23 protein-coding genes are annotated in these 25,399 nt (G+C 41.7%); 16 read left to right on the top strand and 7 right to left on the bottom strand.

Features of this window, described 5'->3' with window-relative positions; all coding sequences use genetic code 11:
* The first annotated feature begins 7 nt into the window (after window positions 1-7).
* The 16 genes from J4N24_RS24895 (at window position 8) to J4N24_RS24820 (ending at window position 18,498) form a co-directional block, all read left to right on the top strand.
* Window positions 8-1,609 carry a RagB/SusD family nutrient uptake outer membrane protein gene (locus tag J4N24_RS24895; RefSeq protein WP_207536451.1) on the top strand — a complete coding sequence of 534 codons (1,602 nt, stop codon included), beginning with the start codon at window positions 8-10 and terminating at the stop codon, window positions 1,607-1,609.
* Window positions 1,610-1,660: 51 nt separating this feature from the next.
* Window positions 1,661-3,529 carry an alkaline phosphatase gene (locus J4N24_RS24890; RefSeq protein WP_242691809.1) on the top strand — a complete coding sequence of 623 codons (1,869 nt, stop codon included), beginning with the start codon at window positions 1,661-1,663 and terminating at the stop codon, window positions 3,527-3,529.
* Window positions 3,530-3,795: 266 nt separating this feature from the next.
* A complete protein-coding gene (locus J4N24_RS24885; RefSeq protein ID WP_207536450.1) occupies window positions 3,796-4,455 on the top strand; it encodes a conflict system bpX4 domain-containing protein in 660 nt (219 codons plus the stop codon).
* Window positions 4,442-5,572, top strand: a complete 1,131-nt coding sequence (locus tag J4N24_RS24880; protein WP_207536449.1) for an AAA family ATPase — start codon at window positions 4,442-4,444, stop codon at window positions 5,570-5,572. Before J4N24_RS24885 ends, J4N24_RS24880 begins: the two co-directional genes overlap by 14 nt.
* Window positions 5,545-6,291, top strand: a complete 747-nt coding sequence (locus J4N24_RS24875; RefSeq protein WP_207536448.1) for a hypothetical protein — start codon at window positions 5,545-5,547, stop codon at window positions 6,289-6,291. Before J4N24_RS24880 ends, J4N24_RS24875 begins: the two co-directional genes overlap by 28 nt.
* Window positions 6,292-8,805: a hypothetical protein gene (locus tag J4N24_RS24870; protein WP_207536447.1), complete on the top strand. Its 2,514-nt coding sequence runs from the start codon at window positions 6,292-6,294 to the stop codon at window positions 8,803-8,805.
* Window positions 8,795-10,501, top strand: coding sequence for a bpX3 domain-containing protein (locus tag J4N24_RS24865; protein WP_207536446.1), 1,707 nt, complete (start codon window positions 8,795-8,797; stop codon window positions 10,499-10,501). The genes J4N24_RS24870 and J4N24_RS24865 overlap by 11 nt, the downstream gene beginning before the upstream one ends.
* Window positions 10,502-10,566: 65 nt before the next feature.
* Complete coding sequence (locus J4N24_RS24860; protein ID WP_207536445.1) at window positions 10,567-11,130, top strand: hypothetical protein; 564 nt, start codon at window positions 10,567-10,569, stop codon at window positions 11,128-11,130.
* Between the two features lie 61 nt (window positions 11,131-11,191).
* Window positions 11,192-11,938, top strand: coding sequence for an SMI1/KNR4 family protein (locus J4N24_RS24855; RefSeq protein ID WP_242691808.1), 747 nt, complete (start codon window positions 11,192-11,194; stop codon window positions 11,936-11,938).
* Between the two features lie 102 nt (window positions 11,939-12,040).
* The gene (locus J4N24_RS24850; RefSeq protein WP_207536444.1) at window positions 12,041-12,616 is read left to right on the top strand and encodes a suppressor of fused domain protein; all 576 of its coding nucleotides are present in this window, start codon (window positions 12,041-12,043) and stop codon (window positions 12,614-12,616) included.
* 205 nt (window positions 12,617-12,821) lie between these two features.
* Entirely contained in the window at window positions 12,822-13,361 is a 540-nt protein-coding gene (locus J4N24_RS24845) for a hypothetical protein (RefSeq protein ID WP_207536443.1), read from the top strand.
* A gap of 87 nt (window positions 13,362-13,448) precedes the next feature.
* Complete coding sequence (locus J4N24_RS24840; protein WP_242691807.1) at window positions 13,449-14,663, top strand: chromate transporter; 1,215 nt, start codon at window positions 13,449-13,451, stop codon at window positions 14,661-14,663.
* 88 nt (window positions 14,664-14,751) lie between these two features.
* Window positions 14,752-15,744, top strand: a complete 993-nt coding sequence (locus J4N24_RS24835) for a DUF1259 domain-containing protein (RefSeq protein WP_207536442.1) — start codon at window positions 14,752-14,754, stop codon at window positions 15,742-15,744.
* Window positions 15,745-16,119: 375 nt separating this feature from the next.
* Window positions 16,120-16,596 carry a sensor histidine kinase gene (locus J4N24_RS24830; protein ID WP_207536441.1) on the top strand — a complete coding sequence of 159 codons (477 nt, stop codon included), beginning with the start codon at window positions 16,120-16,122 and terminating at the stop codon, window positions 16,594-16,596.
* 290 nt (window positions 16,597-16,886) lie between these two features.
* Window positions 16,887-17,108, top strand: a complete 222-nt coding sequence (locus J4N24_RS24825; RefSeq protein ID WP_207536440.1) for a hypothetical protein — start codon at window positions 16,887-16,889, stop codon at window positions 17,106-17,108.
* 328 nt (window positions 17,109-17,436) lie between these two features.
* Complete coding sequence (locus tag J4N24_RS24820) at window positions 17,437-18,498, top strand: fatty acid desaturase family protein (RefSeq protein WP_207536439.1); 1,062 nt, start codon at window positions 17,437-17,439, stop codon at window positions 18,496-18,498.
* Between the two features lie 50 nt (window positions 18,499-18,548).
* On the opposite strand, the gene J4N24_RS24815 is transcribed toward J4N24_RS24820, so the two are convergent.
* The 7 genes from J4N24_RS24815 to J4N24_RS24785 form a co-directional block, all read right to left on the bottom strand.
* A complete protein-coding gene (locus J4N24_RS24815) occupies window positions 18,549-18,986 on the bottom strand; it encodes a DoxX family protein (protein ID WP_207536438.1) in 438 nt (145 codons plus the stop codon).
* Between the two features lie 4 nt (window positions 18,987-18,990).
* Window positions 18,991-20,769 (bottom strand): amidohydrolase, encoded by a 1,779-nt coding sequence (locus J4N24_RS24810; protein WP_207536437.1) that lies wholly within the window; start codon window positions 20,767-20,769, stop codon window positions 18,991-18,993.
* Between the two features lie 62 nt (window positions 20,770-20,831).
* Window positions 20,832-21,032: a hypothetical protein gene (locus J4N24_RS24805; protein ID WP_207536436.1), complete on the bottom strand. Its 201-nt coding sequence runs from the start codon at window positions 21,030-21,032 to the stop codon at window positions 20,832-20,834.
* A gap of 171 nt (window positions 21,033-21,203) precedes the next feature.
* Entirely contained in the window at window positions 21,204-22,517 is a 1,314-nt protein-coding gene (locus J4N24_RS24800) for an alginate export family protein (RefSeq protein ID WP_207536434.1), read from the bottom strand.
* A 55-nt stretch (window positions 22,518-22,572) separates the two neighbouring features.
* A complete protein-coding gene (locus tag J4N24_RS24795) occupies window positions 22,573-23,268 on the bottom strand; it encodes a hydrolase (RefSeq protein WP_207536435.1) in 696 nt (231 codons plus the stop codon).
* A gap of 171 nt (window positions 23,269-23,439) precedes the next feature.
* The gene (locus tag J4N24_RS24790; RefSeq protein WP_207536434.1) at window positions 23,440-24,753 is read right to left on the bottom strand and encodes an alginate export family protein; all 1,314 of its coding nucleotides are present in this window, start codon (window positions 24,751-24,753) and stop codon (window positions 23,440-23,442) included.
* A gap of 55 nt (window positions 24,754-24,808) precedes the next feature.
* The coding region (locus tag J4N24_RS24785) for a hydrolase (protein WP_207536433.1) at window positions 24,809-25,399 on the bottom strand (591 nt) is incomplete at its 5' end.

The raw sequence follows: 25,399 nt of genomic DNA, 5'->3' as shown, positions 1-25,399 counted from the left end.
CATTGCAATGAAATTTAAGATTAACTATATACCGGCACTGGTTCTTACCATTGTTTTAGGAACCAGCGCCTGTAACGATGCCTGGGTAGATACAAAACCAAATGGTTCTCCCACCACTGCCTATTTCTGGCAAAGCGAAGAAGACGTACAAAAGGCAGTAGCTTCCATGTATGTGCCGATGCGGTACGAGTCGACCTGGGGAAGAGACCTTTTCTGGGTGCAAAACGCCAGCGACGACCTTATTGTTGGTAGGGTGAAAGCAGATGGGGAAAATATTAAGAACTTCATACCAACTGGCCGCGAAGGCTATCTCACCGGAGGCTGGAATGACCTATACTTTATGATGAACAAGGCCAACCAGGTGATTGCGAATGTTCCGGCGGCTACAAATACTTCTGAGGCGTTGAAAAACCGGGCTCTTGGTGAGGCTTATTTTGTTCGTGGGTTCGCACACTTCTGGCTGGCTTATATCTGGGGCCACAAAGACCAGGGCGTCCCTTTTGATGGTCCTGAAAACCCCGAGTTTGAGAAGCGCATTGCGCCACAACTCCCCTCGGTGAAAGATAACTATGAGCAGATTATTAAAGACTTTGAGAAGGCAGCAGAACTGTTACCCTTTTTCGAGTCGTACGGCTCTGCCGATCGCGGTCGTGCGCATAAGGTAGCAGCCTGGGGATATCTGGTAAAAACCTATGCTTACCTGGCTCAGTACGATCCTTCTAAGTGGGCTTTGATTCCTCCCCTTTGTGATAAGATCAAATCCGAAGGAAACAGAGCGCTTATTACCGGAAAAGGAAGTGGAAAAGCAAATTATCGCTCCGTATTCACTACTGCAAATAACTGGAGCTCAGAATATATCTGGTCGGTAACATCGGGAATTCAGGGGGGCTCTGAGTTTCCGGGAGTCATTCTTGAAAATAAGGGTTGGGGTATTTACAATGGTTGGGGCTATTTCCAGCCCACAGAAGAACTTTATGAGGAATACGAAGCGAATGACCCGCGTCGCGAAGTGACTATCCTGAAGTTTGGAGATAAGTTTACCTACTTTGGTGAGGAGCGTTCCTATTTCTCGACCAATAGTCTTTCCGGTTTCCAAATCAATAAATACATGGAGCCATACTCCTACGGTACGAATGGTAATGCCGGGACGAATAATCAGATCAATCCTAGTGGCGATTACCCGACTACTACTCTTAATCTTCCCCTGATGCGTTACGCCGAGATTCTTCTTTTTAAAGCAGAAGCTTTGATTAAAATGGGGCGAAATGCTGATGCAGCGGGGCCGCTGAATGAGGTCAGGGCACGTGTTGGCTTACCTGACATAAATAGTCCGACGATGGATGATCTGAAGCACGAGCGCAGGGTAGAACTGGCCTGTGAGTGGACCGACCGCTTTTATGACCTCAAAAGATGGGGCGATTTTGCGAAGATCAATGCTCCTTTGCATGGGCGAATTCACGCAGTGAAAACAGATCCAAACTCTTCTTATACAATTAAGGAAGTATGGCCAGCAAGGAAGTTTGATCCGAACAAACATATGGCCTGGCCAATTAGTCCCGACGAAATATCCAGAAGTAACAATAAATACAAGCAGACCCCGGGTTGGTAAGCTATCCGTTAGATCTATAGCTGCCGGTCAATTCCGGCAGCTTTCATTATTATGAACAAAAAATTCTTTTTTCCGCTGCTCTCTTTCTTGCTAATGGCAGGAGCGTCTTCTTATGCCCAAAGCTCATACAACATCAACCGAGGGCACAGTCACAACGATTATGAGCAGGATCTTCCCTTTCTACGGGCCTATCAGGCAGGACTCGGCTCAATAGAAGCCGATGTGTTTTTGAGGGATGGGAAGCTGCTGGTTGCGCATGAGGAAAAGTCTATCGATCCATCCAGGACGCTCGACAGCTTGTATCTAACACCAATTTCCCGGTACTTCCGGGCCAATAGGGGAAGGATCTATGCCGATACCAGCCGTAGCCTGCAACTGGTGATAGACCTCAAGGATAATTACAAGAAGGTACTGCCTGTCCTGATACGATCCTTGCAGGCTTATCGTGATGTATTTGACCCTGGACAAGCAAAGCATTCGGTGCGAATTGTCCTTAGTGGGGATATTCCTCCTCCCGCGATGTTTTCAGAGTTTCCAGAGTATATCTTTTTTGATGGACGTCCCGAAATTACTTACAGTGGGGATCAATTGAAGCGGATAGGAATGATCAGCGATGCGCTCGGCTCTTATTCCACCTGGAATGGAAAAGGTACTCCCACACCTCGGGACCTGTTGAAGCTACGGGCGGTGGTGACCAAAGCACATCAGCTGGAGAAACCTTTCAGGTTTTGGGCTACCAAGGATAATCCGACCAGCTGGATGCAGTTGGAGAACCTCGGAGCGGATTGGATAGGGACGGATCATCCCGACAAGTTGCGCGAATTCTATGCACAACGAGATAAGACAATGTACCAAAGTCCTAAGACTTACTCCTTATACCAGCCCCACTATAGAAACGACGGTATTGAAAAATCACCCAAAAACATCATCCTTTTAATTGGGGATGGAATGGGCTTAAATCAGATTCAGGCAGCCCTTGCGGCGAATGGAGGTGCTCTAAATCTTTCATTATTCCGGAATATTGGATTTTCTGGTACTAGGGCCCTCAATTCAGATATCACCGACTCAGCTGCAGGCGCCACTGCTATGGCCACTGGTCAGAAGACAAACAACCGGTATATTGGTGTAGATGCTGCCGGAAAAAATTTAACCGCATTACCTGATCGCCTTGCAGCTTTGGGAATGAGCAGCGGAATTATCAGCAATGGCGATATAACCGATGCCACCCCGGCAGCTTTTTATGCGCACCGTCTGGACCGTTCCATGTCCTTTGACATTGCCCATGACTTTCTTAATAGCAATGTTGATATCCTGATAGGCTCCAACAGGAAAAGTTTTACAGACAATCCTGATAAAACCTTAATCCCCTCCTTAGAGAAAAAGGGATATTCCATGCTTACTAGTCTGGATGGATTAAAAGCGGTGGAAAACGGCAGGCACTTGGTATTATTGGATGATTCTGTTTGCAGGCCGGTAAAAGACGGTAGGGGAAATATGTTAAGTACAGCGCTGACCGAAACTGTACGCCTCTTTTCCAAAAGCAAAAAAGGGTTTTTTATCATGGCAGAGGGTGCGCAGATAGATTATGGTGGCCATTCGAATGATCTTCCCTACGTAATCACAGAACTTCATGATTTCGACCGGGTGGTAGGCGAAGCGCTGAGCTTTGCAGACCAGGACGGCGAGACATTGGTTATTGTAACTGCAGATCATGAGACTGGCGGCTTGTCCTTATTGGATGCATCGGCCGCTAATCGATCGGTACGAGCAAACTTCAGTACCGACGACCACACTGGGGTGATGGTGCCGGTATTTGCCTACGGTCCGGGAGCTCGTGAATTTACGGGAGTTTATCCGAACTCCGACATCTTTCATAAGATCATAAAGGTGCTGAAGAAGAATGGTAAAATTGGTAAGTAAGGCGGCCAAGTTATTTATATATACATAAATAACCCAGCGACCAGCTAAAGGGAATTGGAATGCTGAAGAGCGTATATAGTTGGAACAGGTTGGCTGCTGGAATTTTAAAAGTAATATACAGGTCTCAGCTCAATTGTACCGTAAGCTTTGCTCGCGTTGAATGAAAGCTAAAGTATAGTGGCTAATGAATTATTTTCCTGTTAAATATTTAACAGGAAAATCCTAAATTGCTTGTCTTAAAACACAATCTTTTTCTTGATCTTTTAATGTCTTCAGAACCTTCACCTTATTTGAAAACGATCACTCATCTACGCGTATATGAGGAGATTATGTTGTATGGGAACTTTCCGGCAATTTCCGAAGAGGATCAAGCGCAAGTTGGAACCTTCTTGCAGTGTGAGTACGAGGACGAGCAATTAGATTATCCATTTGAGGTTCCGGAATTTGACGAAGCTGCAGCGCTATGGGGAGCAAGGATTCTATATACTGCTGCACAATTTTTGCTCTACCGACAGAACAGCGCTCAGGACCTTCCTAACCTGTTCAGGGAATTTCCCGGACAAATAACACCTGGTGCAATCCTTTCTGCAGACCTTTCCCTTCGTTTTCTTCCAGACATTCTCATCCAATTAAAGGTAATAGATCCGGAAGATGCACTTATCGAAATATTGGAAAACCTTTTGCACGATTGGCATTATTCCGCCATTTCATATAGCTTAAATCACGAAGGCTTAAGCTTTCAAAACCTCGAGCAAAGTAGATGTCTGATGCAATTGTACTTAAATCGCATCGTAGATAAGCGAAATCTAAAGCTAGCTCATCACCCTTTTTTTGCACCACGAATAGGTTCAGACCTGGGAATATATGCATCTCAACTCTGGACCGATTTTATAAAGCCCGAACTTCCTCCTTATGACTGGAATTGATAAATTAAATACTGTTCTTTCTTACGTTAAAAACTCATTTGTAGGGAAAAATGAAATTGTTGACTTGCTTGGAGTCTGTTTGATAGCAAACGAAAATGCTTTTTTACTAGGTCCCCCCGGAACAGCGAAAAGCGCCATAGTTCGTAGCCTTTCCGAATGTATTATTGAAGGAAAAAATTTTGAATACCTTCTTACCCGGTTCACCGAGCCTAACGAGATCTTTGGCCCTTTTGATATTCGTGCTCTTAAGAACGGAGATCTTATAACGAATACTGAAGGAATGATGCCGGAAGCCTCAATGGTCTTTCTGGATGAGATTTTCAATGCCAACAGTGCAATTCTCAATAGCTTATTACTTGCCCTTAACGAAAAGATATTCAGACGGGGCAAGGAAACAAGAAAGTTACCTGCGCTGATGTTTGTCGGAGCAAGTAACGTAATGCCTGAAGATGATGCTTTAAATGCCTTGCTCGACCGGTTTTTAATCCGTGTGCGATGTGATTATGTTGATACCGATCTTCTCGACCAGGTTTTACTTGCCGGATGGAAACTTCAGAATGATGCGGGACTTAACAGGTCCGAGATAATGCCTCATGAGATCCTTGAGTTGCAGAAACAGAGAAAGGAGGTTGACCTTTCTCCAATTCGAAAACAATATGTAGACCTCGTGCACAATTTAAGGAATACGGGCATTAAGGTATCCGACAGACGGGCTGTTAAAATACAGAACCTTTTAGCTGCAAGTGCTTTGATGAGCGGGCGGAAAGTTGCTGTTTTGTCTGATCTATGGGTGGTGAAGTACATCTGGGATACAGAAGAGCAGATTGAAATATTGTCAGGTATTATTGATCAGATCATCGAAAAAGAGAGCCCCGAGGGTGCACATCCCCAGGCTTTCGCTAATAAGACCCCTAATGCAGAAGATCTTATAAAAGAGGTAATACTGCTACAGAATAAGTGGGAGAGCGGAAAGCTGTCTTTCGAAGAGCAGAACGTGATTAAAGATAAACTAAGATACGTACAAACGAGGAGCTCCTGGGTAAAGAACGGCGAACACAAACAGCATATACAAACGGAAATTGACGGGCTATGGCAGAAGATCTTACAAACGCTATAACTTTTTATTTGTCTGTTGATGATATCCAAAGGGATGATCTGGGAGCGATCAGGCATTGGAATAACCTGATGATTGGCTTCTGTGAAAGCTTAATATGGCTGAAAGGATTTACTTCTGATCAGGTTAATTCTGTAGAGGTAAAGAGCATTCCTGACAAGAAGTTATATTATGAAAAAGGCGGGAAATTATTTTTTAAAGACAGCTTGCTCCCGGAACGGAATCTTCCCTCAATGTTGTGGTCGCCCATTGAGCGGGGATTACCAGTAAAGCTGCCCTCGCTCAACCATAATTATTTTGGCTTGGAGGAAAAACTGAAAATAAGCCTTGAACCCACGTTGATTGAACGAGAAGCTTATGCTATGATTGTGCCTCTTAATATTCTTGAAAGCTACTTGAGTACAGCTCCGGCAATAAGGTTAAGTAATATTAGCTGGGCGATAATCAGGCCTAATTTTGCCTTTTTACTCGGAAAACCTCTGCTTCCGCTAGCAGCAAAAGTCTACTGGCAGCATCAGGATTTCATTATCCCTGCCGGGTATGAGCTTTATCCTCCTTTATTATCGGATGACTTGTCTTATATATTGAATGCCAAGGGCACAAATTGGATCATTTGGAATGAAGACTCGAGTTACTTTGTCATCAGAAAAAATCAACTTTCAGCACTAAGCTTGGGTTCATTTCGACGAAGTATGAAAAATATAAACGAGACAGCTTTGTAGATGAATTTCAACAGATACTTTCAATCTTACCACGACTACTTCTGGCAATGGGAAGAGGGTACAGAAGTTTTGGCTATTCCTAATTCGAGTACTATTGCCTACCGTGATTTTATCATCGCGATGCTGCGAAAGCTTAGTCCGCAGGGATTACCTCCGTTTGGGTCTTTATTGCTTGCAGTAATCGCTACCAACGCCGAAGGATCAAGTAATATAGACGTTGTATATAGTATTCTGTTAAAAGCTCTTAATACCACCGAAGATAGTGACCTTGCTCGTGCTGTTTCCTTCTGTAAACTTTTATCAGAATTGCCTTCTCAGTATAAAGAAGGCGAAAAGCGGTTGCTTTTACTGCAAGCAATTTTCGAATCCTGCCATAATATAGTTTCTATCAGCAAATCAAGAAGAATAGTTAGTGATTATACTTCGGATCCTTCTGCTAAAGACAAGCTAGTTGAAAAGGGGTTTTTAACAGGAGAGCTAATTATACAGGAGATCCGGACCCTCAGTTTACTTGAAAGAAGGTTCCCGAATGCCGAAGTGATTCTGGAAAGAATGGCTTCATTAGCTGAGTTGGGTGAAGAAGTAATCACCGATCTTAAGATCACAAATCCAATTGTAAAGCCGGAAAGCTTAATTGATCAATGGATAGCTGATCAACAAACTCATTCTATCGCCGTGCTCATCCGACACTTATGGAGCGCACTAACTATACCTTTCCATAATTCATTACCAAGCGAACAACCTATTGGAGGCGTTTCTGATCTGACTAACAAAGGCGACTTCGATAAACTCCTCATATCTGAATTTGCGAATGATGATCTCTTATTTTTATCAAGATTAGCCAATAATGAAGCCTTGTATCTTAACCGGGAGGTTCCTCCTCAAAATAATAAACTGCAGCGGTTTTTGCTCATTGATGTTTCCCTGAAAAACTGGGGCACTCCCAAAGCAATAGCTTATGCAATAATGCTGGCGATAGCAAAACACCCAAAAACGGATATGGATTGCGTTGCTTATGCTGTTGGTGAAGATTTCTATAAGCTTTCATTCGGCAGCGTTCATGAATTGATAGAAAGTAGCAAAATTTTGAGTGGCTGTTTGCATCCCGTGAAAGGAATTCAACGCTTTATCGAGAGATTTTCGGATAAAAGCGTTAAAAAGGAGGTGTTTTTTATTTCCTCTGTAGATAGCCAGCGATCGGAGGAGATGCAAAGGTTGATGAGTGAATATCACGACTTTTTCAACTATTGGATTGCCATAGATTCGGAGGGGAAAGTTTCTCTCTCAAAACGTCAGCAGAAAAATAAGAAGCATATCCAGGAGTTCCAACTTCCCTTACAACAGCTGTGGAGATCTATGCCTGGCCCTAAAAAGCAGAATAGGTATTTTGCTAACCTGCCCCTTCTTCTTCGGACTCCACAAAATGTTAAGACATTTATTACGGGGAATGGAGCGATCTTTCAAATTTCTTCGGATAAGAAGGTCTACAGGTTTTTTGATAAATGGTCAAAGAAGCACGAACGAGGATGGGAACTGGTTGCAGAAAACCTACCTTTCGCCCCTGCCTTTAGTGAAATAGGATTTAGCTCATTCAATGAATATTTTCTGCTATTGTTCAGGGTTCAGGATAGAAAGATCTTTATTCTCAATCTAAAAACAGGTGCATCTGCTACATCCAAGTTTGAACAGTTTAAAAGTTCGCAGAATAACTTTTTATTTCACAATGATTTGTTCTACTATATATCCTCGGATAATAACTGGACCATCGACTTGAAAGGTGAGGTTAGCAAGAATAGCGTATTTCCAAAATTCATTCTCGATAAGGAAAAAGAGCGGAAAAAGCAGTTGTCTGACATCTCTCAAAAGATGGCGTATCAATCAGTTATTCTGAAGAACGTCAACCGTGTGTTTATCAATCAAACAAATAACTTAGTTTTTAACGTTCATGAACTTCATATTAATAATGGAGGGGTAATTAAACTTGACCAAAGCGGCTTTCTTGATGTGCAAGCTGAAGCTAGCCTTGATAGCAGGAATAGGTTTGTCTTTAAGGATGGAAGTTCTGTTGAGGTTAAGCGTTCCGGTTTGTTTATTTTAAAAAGTAGCAATGTTCAAATTCCGGATATTTACATTCCTGCGGTTTTAGATGCTGCCTTGGGAGTGGCAACCCACGCTGCTTTTTCAGGAAGCGAGTACTTTTACAAAGAGCAAAAGGCGAGCATTACTTTAAGGCAGGTTGGTCCTGATCCTTCAAAAATAGCCGGTTTGATTAATGAATTTGGAAGAAATGGGTTAGGAGAATCTATATTTATAATAGACACTGTGCCAGTTTTATTATTTGAAGATCTTACTTTAACTAAGGCTAACGATTTAAGACGGGCGCTGGAAAAAGCAGGAGGTATGGCAACAATTGAGATAAGCGACGAATATCCAAAAATGGAAATGTTAACGCCAAAAACTTTTTTTTCAAGATATATTGATGCCTTTATGGATACAATTAAAAATGGAGCTTAGAATTAAACCACATCACCAAAACGCCTGGCCTTTAAATGGAATTCTAATCCGGGGAGGATCATTGGTACAATGGTTAACAGAACTTAATTTGATGGGCATCCATTTGAATCAGGCAGATGTGTTCCCTGTTCCTGGAAATACAGCGAATTCTGTTTATGGTTGTGTAGTGGTTTCGAATGTAAAAGTATTAGATATTGGAAGAAATCAATACTTGCAATCGGTTAACGGGTTAGTATATATTCCTGAACGGTCTTGTCTTTTTCCATCCGTCACGGAAGCAGAGTTACGTAAATTAACATCTGATAAAAAGCTGGTTTTTCATCCTGATTTTGGGCTTGTTGAGCTTGGGCAAAAAATTCTATGGGAAGTATATATCGAAGCTCCTTTATTAATTCCTCATCGTGTTGATTCTCCAGTTCCCGGCATTAGAATTCCAGGATCTATTAAGAGTTTTCAGGTTTCTTGTCCGCCACCAGAAGAAGTTATTAAAAGCCTCGAGAATGAAAGCTTCCCTCAAAAGGAAAATGAAGAAATAAAGCCTTTAAACCTCTTTGAAAAAGCCAAATTAGAAGCTTATAAATTGCTCTTTTCTAAAGAAAAGCCTGAAGGGAAAGGAGGAGCTGTTCAAAAACCTATCTTATCGGGGCTTGCTGCTTTTTCGAAAAGTATTTTTGGAAAAGATGAAAGCTGGACAGAGAACTTAAAAGAAGATTTTGAAGAACTTGAATTTAGGAATCAAAACCAGGTGGACCGCCTGCTGGACTTTCTAAAAAATAATCCGGAGGAAGCTTTGAAGTATGCAATTCCGCTAGACGAAAGGGGCGTTACACGTGGTGAAAGTACTCCTGCGGGTATGGGCTGGGCAAAACGCTGGCTGGACTTTTCCTTAACAGCGGGCTCTTCGGTTTCCGGTGGCTCAGGCAATGTCTACATTGGAGATAAATTTTACCAGTTACAGGCTCAATATCAACAAACTGCCCTGGATTTAATTAAGAAAAAGGAGTACGAAAAAGCTGCGTTTATTTACCTTAAACTGCTCAAGAATTACCTCAAGGCTGCTGAAACACTGGAGGAGGGCAACTTGTACGCAGAAGCTGCAGCGATCTATATTAAACATTGTCTTAATAAAGGTAAAGCCGCAGCTTGTTATGAAAAAGGGAGGATGTATGCGGAAGCAATTGAGATTTACAAAGAACTCAATGAAAATGAAAAAGTAGGAGATCTTTACCTTGAATTGCAAAACCGGGTAGAGGCGATGCATTACTTCGAAAAAGTTGTTGATGCGTATAGTCAGAAACACCAGTACGTGAAAGCTGCCTTACTTAGCAAAAACAAAATGCAGAATATTGAGGCGGCCCAGACTTTGTTGCTACAGGGTTGGAGGTCAGACAGAGATTCGTTCAACTGTCTGAACAACTATTTCAATAATATAAAGGATATTAAAACGCTCAAAACAGAGATTTCTAATATTTATTCTACGGAAGTACAAGTTAAAGATCAGGAGCTTTTTCTTCAGGTGATCAAGCATGAATACAACAAACAAAATGAATTAACAAACTTTATTCTGGACATCGCTTATAAAATCATCTCTGAACGGCTTTCTGTAAATCCGCAAATAGTATCTGAATTACCAAGTTTTAACAAGAAAGATAGAGAGCTGGTTAGGGATACGATACGGTTTAGTGCAGGAAGCTGAAAGTCTGTTGTGCATTTTTCAATTACAATATATCAGTAACATAACCAGACCAACGACCCACAGTAATGAAAATAGGAAGACCTTTTAATACCTTAACGTTCGAAGAATATAAATTTTTTATTGAAAACCAAGAGAATTATTCTGATTTCAATACCCTCGGTTTATACCGGTCTTTAACAGAGAATATTAATCTCGACTTGAATCAGAAGATCTTTATCAGGGATTATGCCAATAGGTTTTTTGATAAAACATTCGAATTCCTGCAATTAAAAGATCCCTGGACCTATATTAAGGTGAAAACATTAGGGACAGAACTTACAATTGGCGACAAAAGAGAATTATGGAGAAATATTGTCTTAAATCAAGAAAGGATACTACGAGATAAAAAAATAAGACATAAAAACTTTGGCGAATATTCGAAGCATAATTGCGGATATGAAACATGCCCAATGAATGGATTGATGGTCAAACAGGGATCGTATTTTGCAGAATCTGAGATGTGCGTGGGCCATGTAAATAAAAACATGAGAAAGCTGAAGTCTGATAGAAGAAAAATAGATCGGAAAAATGAAGGCCAGATTATCAATAAAGAATTACAACTTTCTTATAATCGCTTAAGCGACCAGTAAAACGTAAGTGAATTTGGGCAAATGCCCGAAGAGAGTTTGAACGAGCTTAAGCAGCATCTAAATGACAATAAAAGAAATGAAGCCAGTCGAACAACTACAATGCCTTTTGGGAGAGCAATATATTTCAGAAGACGGAGAGGAATACAAAGTTGAGCTTAAACCCGGATTGTCAGACCTGCAACTTGAAGACCTATCTCGGAGGCTTCCAACAGGAATAATACCAGGTGAAATCAAAGAACTTCTCAAATTTTCGAGTGGATTTGAATTCTACGGATTTGAAGAAATAACTTTTGACGGTGTTGGGCAATTTGGGTTGGAAATGCTTTTCCCAAATTCGGTTCAACTGGCTGGTGACGGATTTGGCAACTTCTGGATCATAGATGTTAACAATAATGGAAACTGGAGAAATGTATTTTATGTATGCCATGACCCAGCGGTTGTTGTTAAACATTCGGATAGTCTGACCCAATTTATTGAGCACGTAAATGAGTTTGGGAAAAATGGCAAGAATTCAAATCTTGATCTAATACACGAAAAGATCGTAATGGATATATGGAAGAAAGAAGACGGTTTTGTTGAACTTGAAAACGCCAGACAATCTAGCGATAGGATTGTAAAGGACTTTGCCTTATCACTTCCGGAAAATTTTGTAATTGCAGACTTACGAAACAAACCGAATCAAAGCGGTTTTGCTTGGGGTAAATTCGGACCTAACGTAGAAAGAGCTAGGCGACACGACTCTGAGTTACTTTGGGGAATTGAAAGGCAAGTTAAAAAAGGATTTCTATCGAAGTTATTTGGGAGATAGCGTTGCTAAAAATGCTGGCCGGTAACCCCACCTTAAACTATTGCGAGCAAAGTTTACTGGTAAAAACAAGCGTAAAACCACGAGAAAGAAATTAAGACCGACTTGAAGCAACAAACGACCAGCACATTCAGAACGAGCCTCCGAAAACATTATGAAAATTATTTCGGGATCGAAGGAATACCTAGGCTCTTAGAAAAAGGACCTAAAGAGAAATTACATCCAGATTTCTATGTTTTAGAGTTTAAACCGAATGTTCGTCACCCTTACTGGACCTACTGTACTGTAGGTATGTCATTGGATCGCCTGGATGACCACCTAATAGAGCTTTTTGTTTTTTCGCCTCAACAAGATGAAGCCCAAGTTGAACTTTTAACAGTCTGTGCCTCCTATCATAGAAACGGATCGCCCTTAAACATCCATCACACTATTAATATTGGTCGACCCTGGCTTCGAGATTCCAAATGCGACCATGGCTTTATTTCTTTGCCCTACATGGATGGTGAAGAACTTGAAATATTTGAACTGAACGGCCAAACGATTCATTGCTATTGGCTCCTACCGATTACAGAGAGAGAACGGGACTATAAAATTGAGAACGGCTGTGAAGCTCTGGAGCAGTTATTTGAGGACAAGCAACTGGATTATTTAGACCCCTTCAGAGAATGCTTGGTAAGCTGATAGGCGGTGGGGAAAAAAGGTGGTACTCTATGCTTTGGCTATTGCTTGTTTATGGTGATGGAAACGACAGAAAATAGGATATGGAAGGATATGAATCATAAATGTAGAGAGATTTAAAGGTAATAAAGGTAAAAACTATACAAATAGTAAATCCCGTTCTATCATAGCTTAGATTGTCCTATTAGCTTTGTAGACTTAATGAACTATGATGAAATTTTTACTATTTATTACTAAGAAAGCTTTAACAATCACATCAGTCCTTGGAGCTCTTATTGGTTTAAGCCAAACAGGAGCTGCGCAAACACAACCTGCAACTTTTCCGAAAATTGCCGGGTATGTAGGCATAATTCACCCTATAGTAACATTTAGCAGTGAGGGAACTCACACCAACTTTGATGGAAGCTATACTGTAGGAATGCCGACGGGAATAAACATTATTAAATCTTCAAAAGTTGGTTTTTCATTCGAAGTGGTCCCTTTTGTGAAATCTGAGAAAGGGGTTGATAAAATGAGTAATTTCTTATTTCACCCTGGTGTGCTGGCTCCATTAGGTCATGGTTTTACCTTCGTTGGTCGCGCAGCTTTCGAAACTTCAGGGAGATATGGTTTTACGCCCATCATCAACAAGGTGGTTAAGAAGAATAAGAACAGCAGTATTTTTGTAGCGGTACCTGTACCGGTTCGTTTCGGAAATGATAAACCTACTTCTGCAACCATCGCTTTCCAATTTGGATTAGGGTTTTAGAGTAAGCTAATATTTTCCAATCTGGCCGGTAATAACCCTACCGGCTTCATCCTATCCTCATCGCTACGAATCTTTAATCTTGTTATTATGGAGTCTGAAACTAAAACAGTTGAAATGAATAAGGCAGAGAACACAGTCTCTACTTCTATTCCCTATAGTTTGAAAGATCTTATCCTCTATTTTTTAAAGTTAGGAACCTGGGGATTTGGGGGGCCTGTTGCCCTTGTTGGTTATATGCAAAGGGATCTGGTAGAGCAGAAAAAGTGGCTAACGGAAGAGGAATATAAAGAGGGCCTGGCTTTAGCTCAACTTGCTCCCGGGCCATTGGCAGCTCAATTGGGCATCTATATTGGCTTTGTTCATTATCGTTTGCTCGGTGCGACCCTGGTGGGACTAGCTTTCGTTCTGCCGTCTTTTATCATGGTATTACTGCTGGGTATGGCTTACAAGTTGTATAGCGGACTTCCATGGATGCAAGCCGTGTTCTACGGTGTTGGAGCGGCTGTGATAGGCATCATCAGTATGAGCGTTTACAAGCTAACCATTAAATCCATCAGTAAATTGAATGCAGAGGCTGTTAAGTCCAACTGGCTATTATGGGTCTTTTATCTAGCAGGGGTGATTGTTACTGTTATTACTCAACGGGAGGAAGTGCTACTATTTATTGGGACGGGACTAATCTATATGCTGGTTAAGGCGCCTCCTCAATGGATAAAGAAGCCGGCAACTGCACAGTCTATACTTCTGGCTGGTATAGGTTTTTGGGAATACTCCGACGATACTTTAATAAAGATAGGTTTGTTCTTTGCGAAAGCAGGTGCATTTGTTTTCGGCAGTGGTCTTGCTATTGTACCTTTTCTACATGCTGGAGTGGTTCAGGAATATAAATGGCTTACTGAAGCTGAATTTGTGGATTCAGTAGCTGTAGCGATGATCACTCCGGGACCGGTTGTAATTACGGTTGGTTTTATCGGTTACCTGGTAGGAGGCTTCCCTGGCGCTTCAGTAGCTGCGGCTGCAACGTTCCTTCCTTGTTTCCTGTTCACCGTAATACTGGCACCCTCTTTTAAAAAGATTGCCAAGAATCGTAGCATAAAGGCATTTGTTGACGGAATTACTGCGTCGGTGGTTGGTGCTTTAGCTGGCTCTGTTATTATTATCGGCACACGCTCTATTTTCGATATTCCAACCGCTTTACTGGCTATTGTCACTGTCTTCGCCCTGATCTATATTAAAAAGCTTCAAGAGCCCCACGTGATCCTTGTTGCAGCTATCATAGGGGTGATCATTAAGAGTTTTTAACAAAGGCGACAAGAAAGCGGAAAAATATGTTTATGGAAAACATAATCATTGTTAGATAAATTAAGATACTACCCTGCATTATACTGAAATGGAAAACAAATCATTAAGCTCTTTTTCGAGACGAACCTTGCTAAAAGCAGGAACGTTCTTGTTTGGTGCCACCATGCTGAACTTTAAATCGGCTGATGCTGCTTTTCTGGCTAAGGATAAAAAGACTCCCGCCCTTACAGCTGAAGAGATTGCAGCGATCGAAGCAGTTATAGGCAGGAAGGGGACCTATAAAGATGCAGAAGCTGTTTATACAGTACCGCTGCCTAGAAATGATCTGAAAGTAACAGTTAAAGCTGAACCTGTTCCTATTGCATTTGGCTTTGGTGGCTGGGTTTCAATAAAGAGAACCTTAGATGGAAAGTCAGCTGTTTTAATGAGCGATGCAGTTTTACTGGAAGAAGAAGTTAATCCGCTCATTTCAGCAGTTCATGCAAATGGTTTAGAAATTAGTGCCATCCACAATCATTTCTTCTACGAGTCGCCCCGCATTTTCTATATGCACATCCACGGCGTAGGAAGCCCTGAAGAACTTGCAAAGAAATATGCTGCGGCAATTAGTGCCTCAAAGATTTCGCCTAAAAACCAGAGCCCGGCCGGAGCTCCTCCTCTAAAAACCGGAAAAGATATTTTTGACGTCGCTCAACTGAACGCAGTAGTCAAGTATGAAGCAGCTATCAATGGGCCTACTATTAAGTATACGATTGGAAGGAATGACCTTAAAGTTATTGCTATGGGTGCTGAAATAACTGCTTCAATTGGCTTAAATTCCTGGGCTTCCTTTACAGGAACAAGTGAGAATGCCTATATCGCTGGTGATATCGCCATGCTGGAGCATGAAGTGAACGCTGTTGTTCGATCCTTGAGGGCTAATAACATAGAAGTTGTTGCATTGCATAACCACATGTTGGGAGACAGCCCCAGAATGATATTCCTTCATTACCTGGGAAAAGGACCAGCGGTGCAACTGGCAACTGCTTTCAGAGCGGCATTAGATCAGTTGGGCAGAAAGGGAGAGAGAATGAGTCATTAAGGGGCATATCATGTAACGTATGGGGAAACGGAGGATGTATTGTTGCCACCCGCATTGCCGCATGTAGAAGCTTTACTTTTACAGTTCAACCCTCTTAATCTTTAAAAGCTCTGCATTATCAAGCATTTTCTTTGCTTTTTTTAATAATAACCTATCCGGAAGATTTGGTTCTTCCTCTTAGTCAAATAAGTTTTGAAACAGCCCTGGGGCTATTAGCTAGTTTTAAATAAATCCTTTTATTGAAATTAGCAATAGCGTTGGTAGTAAGTGCATGGACGAATTGACAAAAACCTTACTGCAGTTGTTGATCCTGGAGGAATATGCTGATAAAACTTACGGGATCTGGTAACAATTTCGAAGATACACACCTCAAGCATGCTTTACAATTTTGAAGAAGTAAGATTAACTGATCTGCTTGAAGATATTGTGGTCTTTGCACAGCAACTTAGCCCTTCTCATCAAATCCTGGTCGAGGATTTAAAGGATATACAGGATGTTACTATCCAAGGCGATCGGAACCGACTGGAGCAAGTGCTGGGAAACCTTATTTCAAACGCAATCAAATATTCTCCTACCGGATCCAGGATCATCATCAATGCCGAGTCTTCGGCAACAGAGGTTAAGATTGCGATAACCGATTTTGGAATAGGAATTTCTCCAGAGAATCAAGAGAAGGTGTTCCATAGGTATTTCAGAGCGGAAGGAAAGAATTTTAACTTTTCGGGTTTAGGGATCGGTCTTTATATTTCGGCTGAGATAGTGCGTGCACATTCTGGCAACCTCGAAGTGAAAAGCGAGCCGGGAAAAGGCTCTACTTTTGTATTGACTTTACCTCAGCTTCGTAATGAATAAAAAGCATGATAAACAGCAACTTGGTAGAAGTGGGGTAAACTCTTCTTCTGTTCCAGTTGCCTTTGCCGGATCAGGAAAGTTGTAATGTGGATTTTCTGTATCTTGGGAGAGTAAGGCCGTGGTTCTTTTGTCTAACCCAGGTAAGTATCACATGGGAATGTTGAGCGTATCATTCAATGTTTTTTCCGGTTCAGATTCAGAAAGCGGTTGTTTAAACTTGATTAGTAAACATTATTAGCAATAATGGGTTTTAAATTAGATGAGTTTACGCCGGTTTTGGAAAGGAAAAAATGGAGAAAGAAATTGTGTTATCAGATTTTAGTCGACTGGCAATAAAAGCTCAAATCGTTGAATTTGATCAAATAAGATGTTCTGTCGCTATCCCAGATTATAATGTTCGTATTGATTTTCTTAAAAACGAAAGGGGGGAGTGGACCGCGAAGAACATTAAAGGTTGTCACAACCCTAAATGGCTTATGGAGATCAGCTACTATCTTAGTAAACGATCTTAGTAGGAGTCGAGAACTATTAACGGAACGTGACCCTTGCTGCGCTGCCATTATATCAGCGAACCTTCGTCCTAACCATTTCATTGGTTCCCTGGATGATGTTTATCAGTGTTCCTTTACTAGATTTTATTGTTGGTCATTTTTATAAAAGTCCCCGTTCTAAAAATGAAGGCGAAAAATAAGAATGACTATTCGTTACCCTGAAGCTTATTATATTTAATATGTATTATTCATTTTACTCGATATAACTGTTTTAATTACGTTAATTTATAATCTGCCTGTTAAATAAGCGATTTCTGCTTTGCCTATTATAGACCAGGCATACTACTTTATGACAAAAATCACTTTCCAAAATTCAAATCCTGTTTTTTTCAAAGCTTTAAAGGAGAAGGTTAACGCTTACTGTGCTCAAAACGGGGTGTCAAAAACCGGGGATTTACTCCTTCTATCTAAAAGTCTTCTAATCGTTTCTTCAGCTATCAGCATTTATATTTTTCTGGTTTTCTTTACTCCTGGTATAGCAGTTTCTGTTTTGCTTTGTGTTTTGTTTGGCTGTAACCTTGCTTTTATCGGCTTTAATATCATGCATGAAGGAGGACATGGTAGTTTCTCGAAGTATAAATGGTTAAATGATGTTTCCGCATATTCTTTGAATGCCCTGGGAGGCACTATTTACTTCTGGAAACAAAGGCATAATATCGAGCATCATACTTATACTAACATCGAAGGATTAGATCATGATATCGATATAAAGTTCATGCGTATGCACCAGGAGCAACCTAAGAAATCTTACCACAAGTTCCAGCATTACTACTGGGTTTGCCTGTACGGAATATCCTATATCGTGTGGATCTTATATCAGGACTTTGAAAAATACTTTAAGATCACGAAATCTCCTGAAGCTAAACCGATTCCTTTAAAAGAGCATATTATTTTTTGGATCACAAAGGTTTCTTATCTAACCATCTATCTTATTATACCTATAATCATGGTAGGGTGGATATGGGCAATAACGGGTTTCCTTATTGCAGCTATAGTATGTGGTTTTTCAATAAGTATGGTATTCCAACTTGCTCATGTGGTAGAAGGTACGCAGTTTCCGGAACCTAATAAAGATTCTCATAAGATTCAGAAGGAGTGGGCTATTCACCAGATTAGCACAACGGCGAATTTTGCTACAAAAAGTAAAGTGATATCCTGGTTTTTAGGTGGATTGAATTTCCAGGTTGAGCACCATCTGTTTCCTGGAGTAAGTCACATCCATTATCCCAAAATAAATAAGTTGGTGAAAGAAACCTGCAAAGAGTTTGATGTCACCTACCTGGAGCATAAAACGATGGCCACAGCCTTTTTTTCACACCTTTTACATATTCGAAAGATGGGCGCGGCTTAGGCCAGTCAGTTGCTTATCAGAACCATCTCCTTCATGTCTGCCATCACTTTCTAACTTCTTACCTTTTTCTTGGTTGAGATCAAGTAGTCGATTGAGAATTTACCAGGTCCTGCAATCAATAGGAAAATAAATACCAGACTGTATACATAAGGAATATCTTTTTCCAGGAGAGGATCGTTCGCATGAACAATGAAATAGCCGGTTAAGGTGACCACCAGTGTTGGAATTACCGACAATCTGGTAAAAAGACCGACCATTACCAGTATTGGAAAAAAGAGGTTCGCAGATACGGCAGTCCAGTAGTTAAGAGTCTCTGGTAGATGGAAGGGGTTGGGTACAGCCTCTGCCACTCCTGTTCCTACACCTAGTTTCTTAAGTCCATGCACGAAGAACAATTCTCCTGCAATACCTACCCGAAGTAACAGTAGGCTAATGTTCAGCGAGAGCCTTGAAGATTCTGCCCTGTTAAATATTAATAAGTTGTTCATTTTTCTACTTGATTTGATAACCACCATAGTGATTTACAGGGCTCCAACTTGGAATCACAGGTAAAGCTGGAGCAGACAGTTGAGAATAGGGTTTGCCTGCCCAAACTACTTTTCCATCAACGATGGTCAATTCTGATGATATGGATTTAATTTCTTCGGAAGGAACAGTAAAGTAGTCTTTATCAAGAATGACCAGATCTGCATAAAAGCCTTTACTGATCTTTCCTTTAGTTGCATTTTCCTTGATGAGCTCATAGCCCCCGCTGGTAATTAATTTCAAAGCCGTTCTCCTATCCAAAATATTTTCCATGGCTAAGACCTCATTGCCTCCAATAGTCTTTCCACTGGTGATCCAGTATAAAGCAACCCAGGGATTATAACTTGCAACACGGGTTCCATCTGTTCCCAGGCCTACCGGAATACCTAATTCCAACATCCTCTTTACCGGAGGAGAATTTAAAGCGGCAGCTTTACCATACCGGCGAATAAAGGATTCTCCCTGGTAAGCCATCCGGTGTTGAACTGCAATTCCTCCACCAAGCGCTTTTATCCGTTGAAGATTTTTCTCGCTGATCGTTTCTGCATGATCAAAAAACCAGACTAATCCATTTAAAGGTGTTTCTTTATTTACTGCCTCAATCACATCCAGATCCCTGCTGATGCTTTCATCATAAGTAGCATGCAGGCGGAATGGCCATCTGTTCTTTATCAATAGTTGCAGCACCGGTTTTAAACTGCTCTCCATACTTGCTGGAAGCTCAGGACGAGGGAAAAGGAAATTCTCGAAATCTGCAGCATCAGCCACCAGGTTTTCACCTCCACCCTGCACATGGTAATCCACCTCATTCACACCATTACTTTCATGATGATGAATATCCACATCCTTGATCCATTTGCCGTAGTCTTTCATCTCTGTACCCTTTTTCTGTGCAAAGAGGTAATAAGGAAGGCGAACTGTAATTTTCCCAAGTCGGTTTAAGGAATCGGTAATCGCATAATCGTCGGGGAAATTTTGAAAACCACCACCAGCATCCATAACTGCTGTCACTCCCAGGCGATTTAACTCTGTCATATATTGCAGGGTAGAGTTAACTTTTTCGCTACCACCCAGCTCGGGCAGTTTAGCCAGGGTAGAATATAGGATGAAAGCATTAGGTTCTGCCACTAAAAGTCCTGTAGGATTTCCCTGAATATCTTTTTCTATTAAGCCTCCTGCCGGATTAGGGGTTTCTGCCTGAATGTTCAGCTTCTGCAAACCAGCCTTGTTCACCCAGGCTTTCCCGTACAGGTATAAAATAAAGGTTGGAACATTCCCTGTTGCCGCATTGATCTCTTCAATAGTGGGAAGCCTTTTCTCCTCGAACTGGTATTCGTTCCAACCACCCACAACACGAACCCATTGCCCTTCTGGTGTTCTTTTGGCCTGTTCCCTTAACATTTCAAGTGCCCTATTCAGCGTTTTTACCCCATCCCAGCGAAGCTCACTATTGTAAAATCTGCCTGCCCTGATCACATGCAGGTGGCTGTCAAACAGTCCGGGTATTACCGTTTTACCTTTTGCATCAATCACTTGAGTAGCAGAGGTTCTGTACTTGCTTAACTCTGTTGTTTTGCCAACTGCCAGGATTCTATTACCCGATATTGCCACTGCCTCTGCCAGGGGCTGCTTATCATCAAGGGTATTTACTTTTGCATTTATTAGTAGAATGTCTGCTTTATGCTGAGCCTTAAGGGCAGTAGTATTGAGTAGTGCCAAAGCGAAGAACAGGGATAACTTTTTCATGATGTAAAGGTGAGGGCAGGTTGACCTGCCTGGTTTTGAAGTGAAGAATAGAAATTAGTGTTTTAACATGTCGTGAGCGTAAAGAATTCCGATGCCTTATCAATGCTTTTTGTAGCGAATGCCATCTGACTTTCATGATCGATCATTACTAATGCATGATCTGTTGGACTTAAAAGATTGGCTGCTGGCTTCTGAGCATAGGCTGCCACCGATACTACTGTGGAGATGAATGCTGCTGCGATTGATTTGATTAGCGTTTTCATGATTTCTTGTTTTTTACGTGTTTGTGTTTGATGGTTTCGACATTTCAAAGATGTAGCAAAGGGCGGGGGAGGGAAATGACCTGAGGTAAGAAAGAGCCTTGACCGGGGTTAAGGAAGGAGCTTAACATAGGTTAAGGAAGGATAGTAAAATGACTGAATATCAACGGGTACTTATAACTTAATCTGTGTGGTAATGGCTGCGAAAACCATATCCTTACCCGGACTAGCAGCTTTCAAAAAATCACCTGTATTAAAGAAAGTAAGCTCTGCCCTTAACAGGAAATTTTTGATAGGGGTGTAATTCAGAGTTCCGGCAAATTGGGAGCCTATATACCGCTCGTTCGATTCAGGCGCGTTAAAAGCCAATGCCCCGTTGGCTCCGTAGACGCCATCTTTTACAGAATAACGCCACAGGAACAGGCTCTCCAGGTTGATCATTAGTTTGTCTGGGTTAATTTCCAATCCCAGAGAAGGGTGTATATCCAGCAGGTTAGCTGGACCAATTAAGGCAGCAAGTCCGAAATATGCACCTTTAGGAAATAAAGGATTGAAAGTACCGAATTTTCCCTCCCTGTTATTATCACCACTGATAACATCCGTTTTAAGCTCTACCATCGGTTTTAACGGAACAGCGGAATACTTCTTCTGAAGATAAGAGGATATTGTCCAGGCAGAAATACTTGTTTTCCCAATGCTTCCAAATTGATAAACAGCCTCCAGATCATAATTGATCCCCGCGTTCTTAACGAAAAGCCTTGTTCCTATAGAATGTCTCTCTTCTGCTCCCTTTCGATTTGCAAATGCTGCTTTTTGTTTATGTAATCCCAGGTAATAAAGTTCCGCACCCAAAGGTCCCGCAAGTTTCTTATTCGTCAGGTACGCTCCCCAAAGATGAGGTCCCTTAAAAGCCTCGTCATCAAAGATGCCCTCCTTCGCCTTCACATAAGTGGTGTATAAAAGATCAAGCGAAGTATTCCCGGCTTTATAAGAGGTTTTTATTCCATCAAATGCCTGTCTGTTGTTCGGTATTTCTCTCACAGAAATTAGCCGCTGAGAACCATAAGACAATTCTTGTCTTCCAAAGCGGACTGCTAATTTCCCTTGGCTGAATTCGGCAGAAGCCTGATGGAGATCAAGCTCATTCCTATCAACAGGACTAACCTGATACTGCTTTGAAGCGATCAGACTACTCTGAACCTGACCAAAAAAGCTTAGATTTTTAGTTGGAGCCAGTCTGACACCAGTTAGAGCTCGAAATAAGGAATAGGATTCCGATTTATGAGGACTCTCTCCAAAATCCTCGTTTTCGAGGTATACTCCGCGGTAGCGTAAGTCTGCTGAAAGTTTGATAATCTCTTTATTCTTTTTTGCTTCAATTGAAACTGGAGTGGAATGGTGTTCAACTAAGCTGTCCTGATGTTCGCTTTGCGAATACAAGGAAGAAGAATAAAGGATGGTAGAAAAAGCTAAGATTAAATTTTTCATAACTGTACAAAAAAGGCAGGCCTCTCAGCCTGCCAGTCAACCCTAACTAATCAAACTAATGTTTTAACATGTCGTGAGCGTACTGAATTCCGATGCCGTAGGCGCCGCCATATTTCTTAACCAGGTCAGTAACTGGCTTGTAAGTTTCTTGTCTTGCCCAGTCGCGTTGAAGCTCTAACAAGTACTGAATAGAAGTGATAGGTTGCGCTCCTGCCTGGATCATACGTTGTACCGCCATTTCATGTGCTTCCTGACTTACACCTCCACTAGCGTCGGAAATGAAGTACACTTTATAACCTTCCTCGATGGCAGATAGCACTGGGCCTACCACACAGACCTCTGTCCACAACCCTGCAAATACGATTTTCTTTTTACCTGTTCCGGTGATTGCTTTATGTGCTTTGGGGTCTTCCCAGGTGTTCATGGTCGTTCTGTCGATATAATTGCCGGCAGGAAAGAACTCCTGGATCTCGGGGAACACCGGTCCTGCAAATGATTTCTCGAAAACGGTACTAATGATTGTTGGAACCTTAAAGATCTTTCCTGCACCGGCTACAATCCCTGTATTTTGGCGAAGTACATTTATGTCAATGCTTTTTGTAGCGAATGCCATCTGACTTTCATGATCGATCATTACTAATGCATGATCTGTTGGACTTAAAAGATTGGCTGCTGGCTTCTGAGCATAGGCTGCCACCGATACTACTGTGGAGATGAATGCTGCTGCGATTGATTTGATTAGCGTTTTCATGATTTCTTGTTTTTTACGTGTTTGTGTTTGATGGTTTCGACATTTCAAAGATGTAGCAAAGGGCGGGGGAGGGAAATGACCTGAGGTAAGAAAGAGCCTTGACCGGGGTTAAGGAAGGAGCTTAACATAGGTTAAGGAAGGATAGTAAAATGACTGAATATCAACGGGTACTTATAACTTAATCTGTGTGGTAATGGCTGCGAAAACCATATCCTTACCCGGACTAGCAGCTTTCAAAAAATCACCTGTATTAAAGAAAGTAAGCTCTGCCCTTAACAGGAAATTTTTGATAGGGGTGTAATTCAGAGTTCCGGCAAATTGGGAGCCTATATACCGCTCGTTCGATTCAGGCGCGTTAAAAGCCAATGCCCCGTTGGCTCCGTAGACGCCATCTTTTACAGAATAACGCCACAGGAACAGGCTCTCCAGGTTGATCATTAGTTTGTCTGGGTTAATTTCCAATCCCAGAGAAGGGTGTATATCCAGCAGGTTAGCTGGACCAATTAAGGCAGCAAGTCCGAAATATGCACCTTTAGGAAATAAAGGATTGAAAGTACCGAATTTTCCCTCCCTGTTATTATCACCACTGATAACATCCGTTTTAAGCTCTACCATCGGTTTTAACGGAACAGCGGAATACTTCTTCTGAAGATAAGAGGATATTGTCCAGGCAGAAATACTTGTTTTCCCAATGCTTCCAAATTGATAAACAGCCTCCAGATCATAATTGATCCCCGCGTTCTTAACGAAAAGCCTTGTTCCTATAGAATGTCTCTCTTCTGCTCCCTTTCGATTTGCAAATGCTGCTTTTTGTTTATGTAATCCCAGGTAATAAAGTTCCGCACCCAAAGGTCCCGCAAGTTTCTTATTCGTCAGGTACGCTCCCCAAAGATGAGGTCCCTTAAAAGCCTCGTCATCAAAGATGCCCTCCTTCGCCTTCACATAAGTGGTGTATAAAAGATCAAGCGAAGTATTCCCGGCTTTATAAGAGGTTTTTATTCCATCAAATGCCTGTCTGTTGTTCGGTATTTCTCTCACAGAAATTAGCCGCTGAGAACCATAAGACAATTCTTGTCTTCCAAAGCGGACTGCTAATTTCCCTTGGCTGAATTCGGCAGAAGCCTGATGGAGATCAAGCTCATTCCTATCAACAGGACTAACCTGATACTGCTTTGAAGCGATCAGACTACTCTGAACCTGACCAAAAAAGCTTAGATTTTTAGTTGGAGCCAGTCTGACACCAGTTAGAGCTCGAAATAAGGAATAGGATTCCGATTTATGAGGACTCTCTCCAAAATCCTCGTTTTCGAGGTATACTCCGCGGTAGCGTAAGTCTGCTGAAAGTTTGATAATCTCTTTATTCTTTTTTGCTTCAATTGAAACTGGAGTGGAATGGTGTTCAACTAAGCTGTCCTGATGTTCGCTTTGCGAATACAAGGAAGAAGAATAAAGGATGGTAGAAAAAGCTAAGATTAAATTTTTCATAACTGTACAAAAAAGGCAGGCCTCTCAGCCTGCCAGTCAACCCTAACTAATCAAACTAATGTTTTAACATGTCGTGAGCGTACTGAATTCCGATGCCGTAGGCGCCGCCATATTTCTTAACCAGGTCAGTAACTGGCTTGTAAGTTTCTTGTCTTGCCCAGTCGCGTTGAAGCTCTAACAAGTACTGAATAGAAGTGATAGGTTGCGCTCCTGCCTGGATCATACGTTGTACCGCCATTTCATGTGCTTCCTGACTTACACCTCCACTAGCGTCGGAAATGAAGTACACTTTATAACCTTCCTCGATGGCAGATAGCACTGGGCCTACCACACAGACCTCTGTCCACAACCCTGCAAATACGATTTTCTTTTTACCTGTTCCGGTGATTGCTTTATGTGCTTTGGGGTCTTCCCAGGTGTTCATGGTCGTTCTGTCGATATAATTGCCGGCAGGAAAGAACTCCTGGATCTCGGGGAACACCGGTCCTGCAAATGATTTCTCGAAAACGGTACTAATGATTGTTGGAACCTTAAAGATCTTTCCTGCACCGGCTACAATCCCTGTATTTTGGCGAAGTACATTTATGTCAATGCTTTTTGTAGCGAATGCCATCTGACTTTCATGATCGATCATTACTAATGCATG

It is taken from the genome of Desertivirga arenae (assembly GCF_017355785.1).
Lineage (GTDB): Bacteria > Bacteroidota > Bacteroidia > Sphingobacteriales > Sphingobacteriaceae > Desertivirga > Desertivirga arenae.
Note: the sequence above shows the minus strand (reverse complement) of the source record. Positions and strands in the feature narration are given on the sequence as shown.

Coding starts and splice junctions, on each gene's coding strand:
- J4N24_RS24895 (WP_207536451.1), top strand. CDS start 8: ATGAAATTTAAGATTAACTATATACCGGCACTGGTTCTTACCATTGTT.
- J4N24_RS24890 (WP_242691809.1), top strand. CDS start 1,661: ATGAACAAAAAATTCTTTTTTCCGCTGCTCTCTTTCTTGCTAATGGCA.
- J4N24_RS24885 (WP_207536450.1), top strand. CDS start 3,796: ATGTCTTCAGAACCTTCACCTTATTTGAAAACGATCACTCATCTACGC.
- J4N24_RS24880 (WP_207536449.1), top strand. CDS start 4,442: ATGACTGGAATTGATAAATTAAATACTGTTCTTTCTTACGTTAAAAAC.
- J4N24_RS24875 (WP_207536448.1), top strand. CDS start 5,545: ATGGCAGAAGATCTTACAAACGCTATAACTTTTTATTTGTCTGTTGAT.
- J4N24_RS24870 (WP_207536447.1), top strand. CDS start 6,292: ATGAATTTCAACAGATACTTTCAATCTTACCACGACTACTTCTGGCAA.
- J4N24_RS24865 (WP_207536446.1), top strand. CDS start 8,795: ATGGAGCTTAGAATTAAACCACATCACCAAAACGCCTGGCCTTTAAAT.
- J4N24_RS24860 (WP_207536445.1), top strand. CDS start 10,567: ATGAAAATAGGAAGACCTTTTAATACCTTAACGTTCGAAGAATATAAA.
- J4N24_RS24855 (WP_242691808.1), top strand. CDS start 11,192: ATGACAATAAAAGAAATGAAGCCAGTCGAACAACTACAATGCCTTTTG.
- J4N24_RS24845 (WP_207536443.1), top strand. CDS start 12,822: ATGATGAAATTTTTACTATTTATTACTAAGAAAGCTTTAACAATCACA.
- J4N24_RS24840 (WP_242691807.1), top strand. CDS start 13,449: ATGGAGTCTGAAACTAAAACAGTTGAAATGAATAAGGCAGAGAACACA.
- J4N24_RS24835 (WP_207536442.1), top strand. CDS start 14,752: ATGGAAAACAAATCATTAAGCTCTTTTTCGAGACGAACCTTGCTAAAA.
- J4N24_RS24830 (WP_207536441.1), top strand. CDS start 16,120: ATGCTTTACAATTTTGAAGAAGTAAGATTAACTGATCTGCTTGAAGAT.
- J4N24_RS24825 (WP_207536440.1), top strand. CDS start 16,887: ATGGAGAAAGAAATTGTGTTATCAGATTTTAGTCGACTGGCAATAAAA.
- J4N24_RS24820 (WP_207536439.1), top strand. CDS start 17,437: ATGACAAAAATCACTTTCCAAAATTCAAATCCTGTTTTTTTCAAAGCT.
- J4N24_RS24815 (WP_207536438.1), bottom strand. CDS start 18,986: ATGAACAACTTATTAATATTTAACAGGGCAGAATCTTCAAGGCTCTCG.
- J4N24_RS24810 (WP_207536437.1), bottom strand. CDS start 20,769: ATGAAAAAGTTATCCCTGTTCTTCGCTTTGGCACTACTCAATACTACT.
- J4N24_RS24805 (WP_207536436.1), bottom strand. CDS start 21,032: ATGAAAACGCTAATCAAATCAATCGCAGCAGCATTCATCTCCACAGTA.
- J4N24_RS24800 (WP_207536434.1), bottom strand. CDS start 22,517: ATGAAAAATTTAATCTTAGCTTTTTCTACCATCCTTTATTCTTCTTCC.
- J4N24_RS24795 (WP_207536435.1), bottom strand. CDS start 23,268: ATGAAAACGCTAATCAAATCAATCGCAGCAGCATTCATCTCCACAGTA.
- J4N24_RS24790 (WP_207536434.1), bottom strand. CDS start 24,753: ATGAAAAATTTAATCTTAGCTTTTTCTACCATCCTTTATTCTTCTTCC.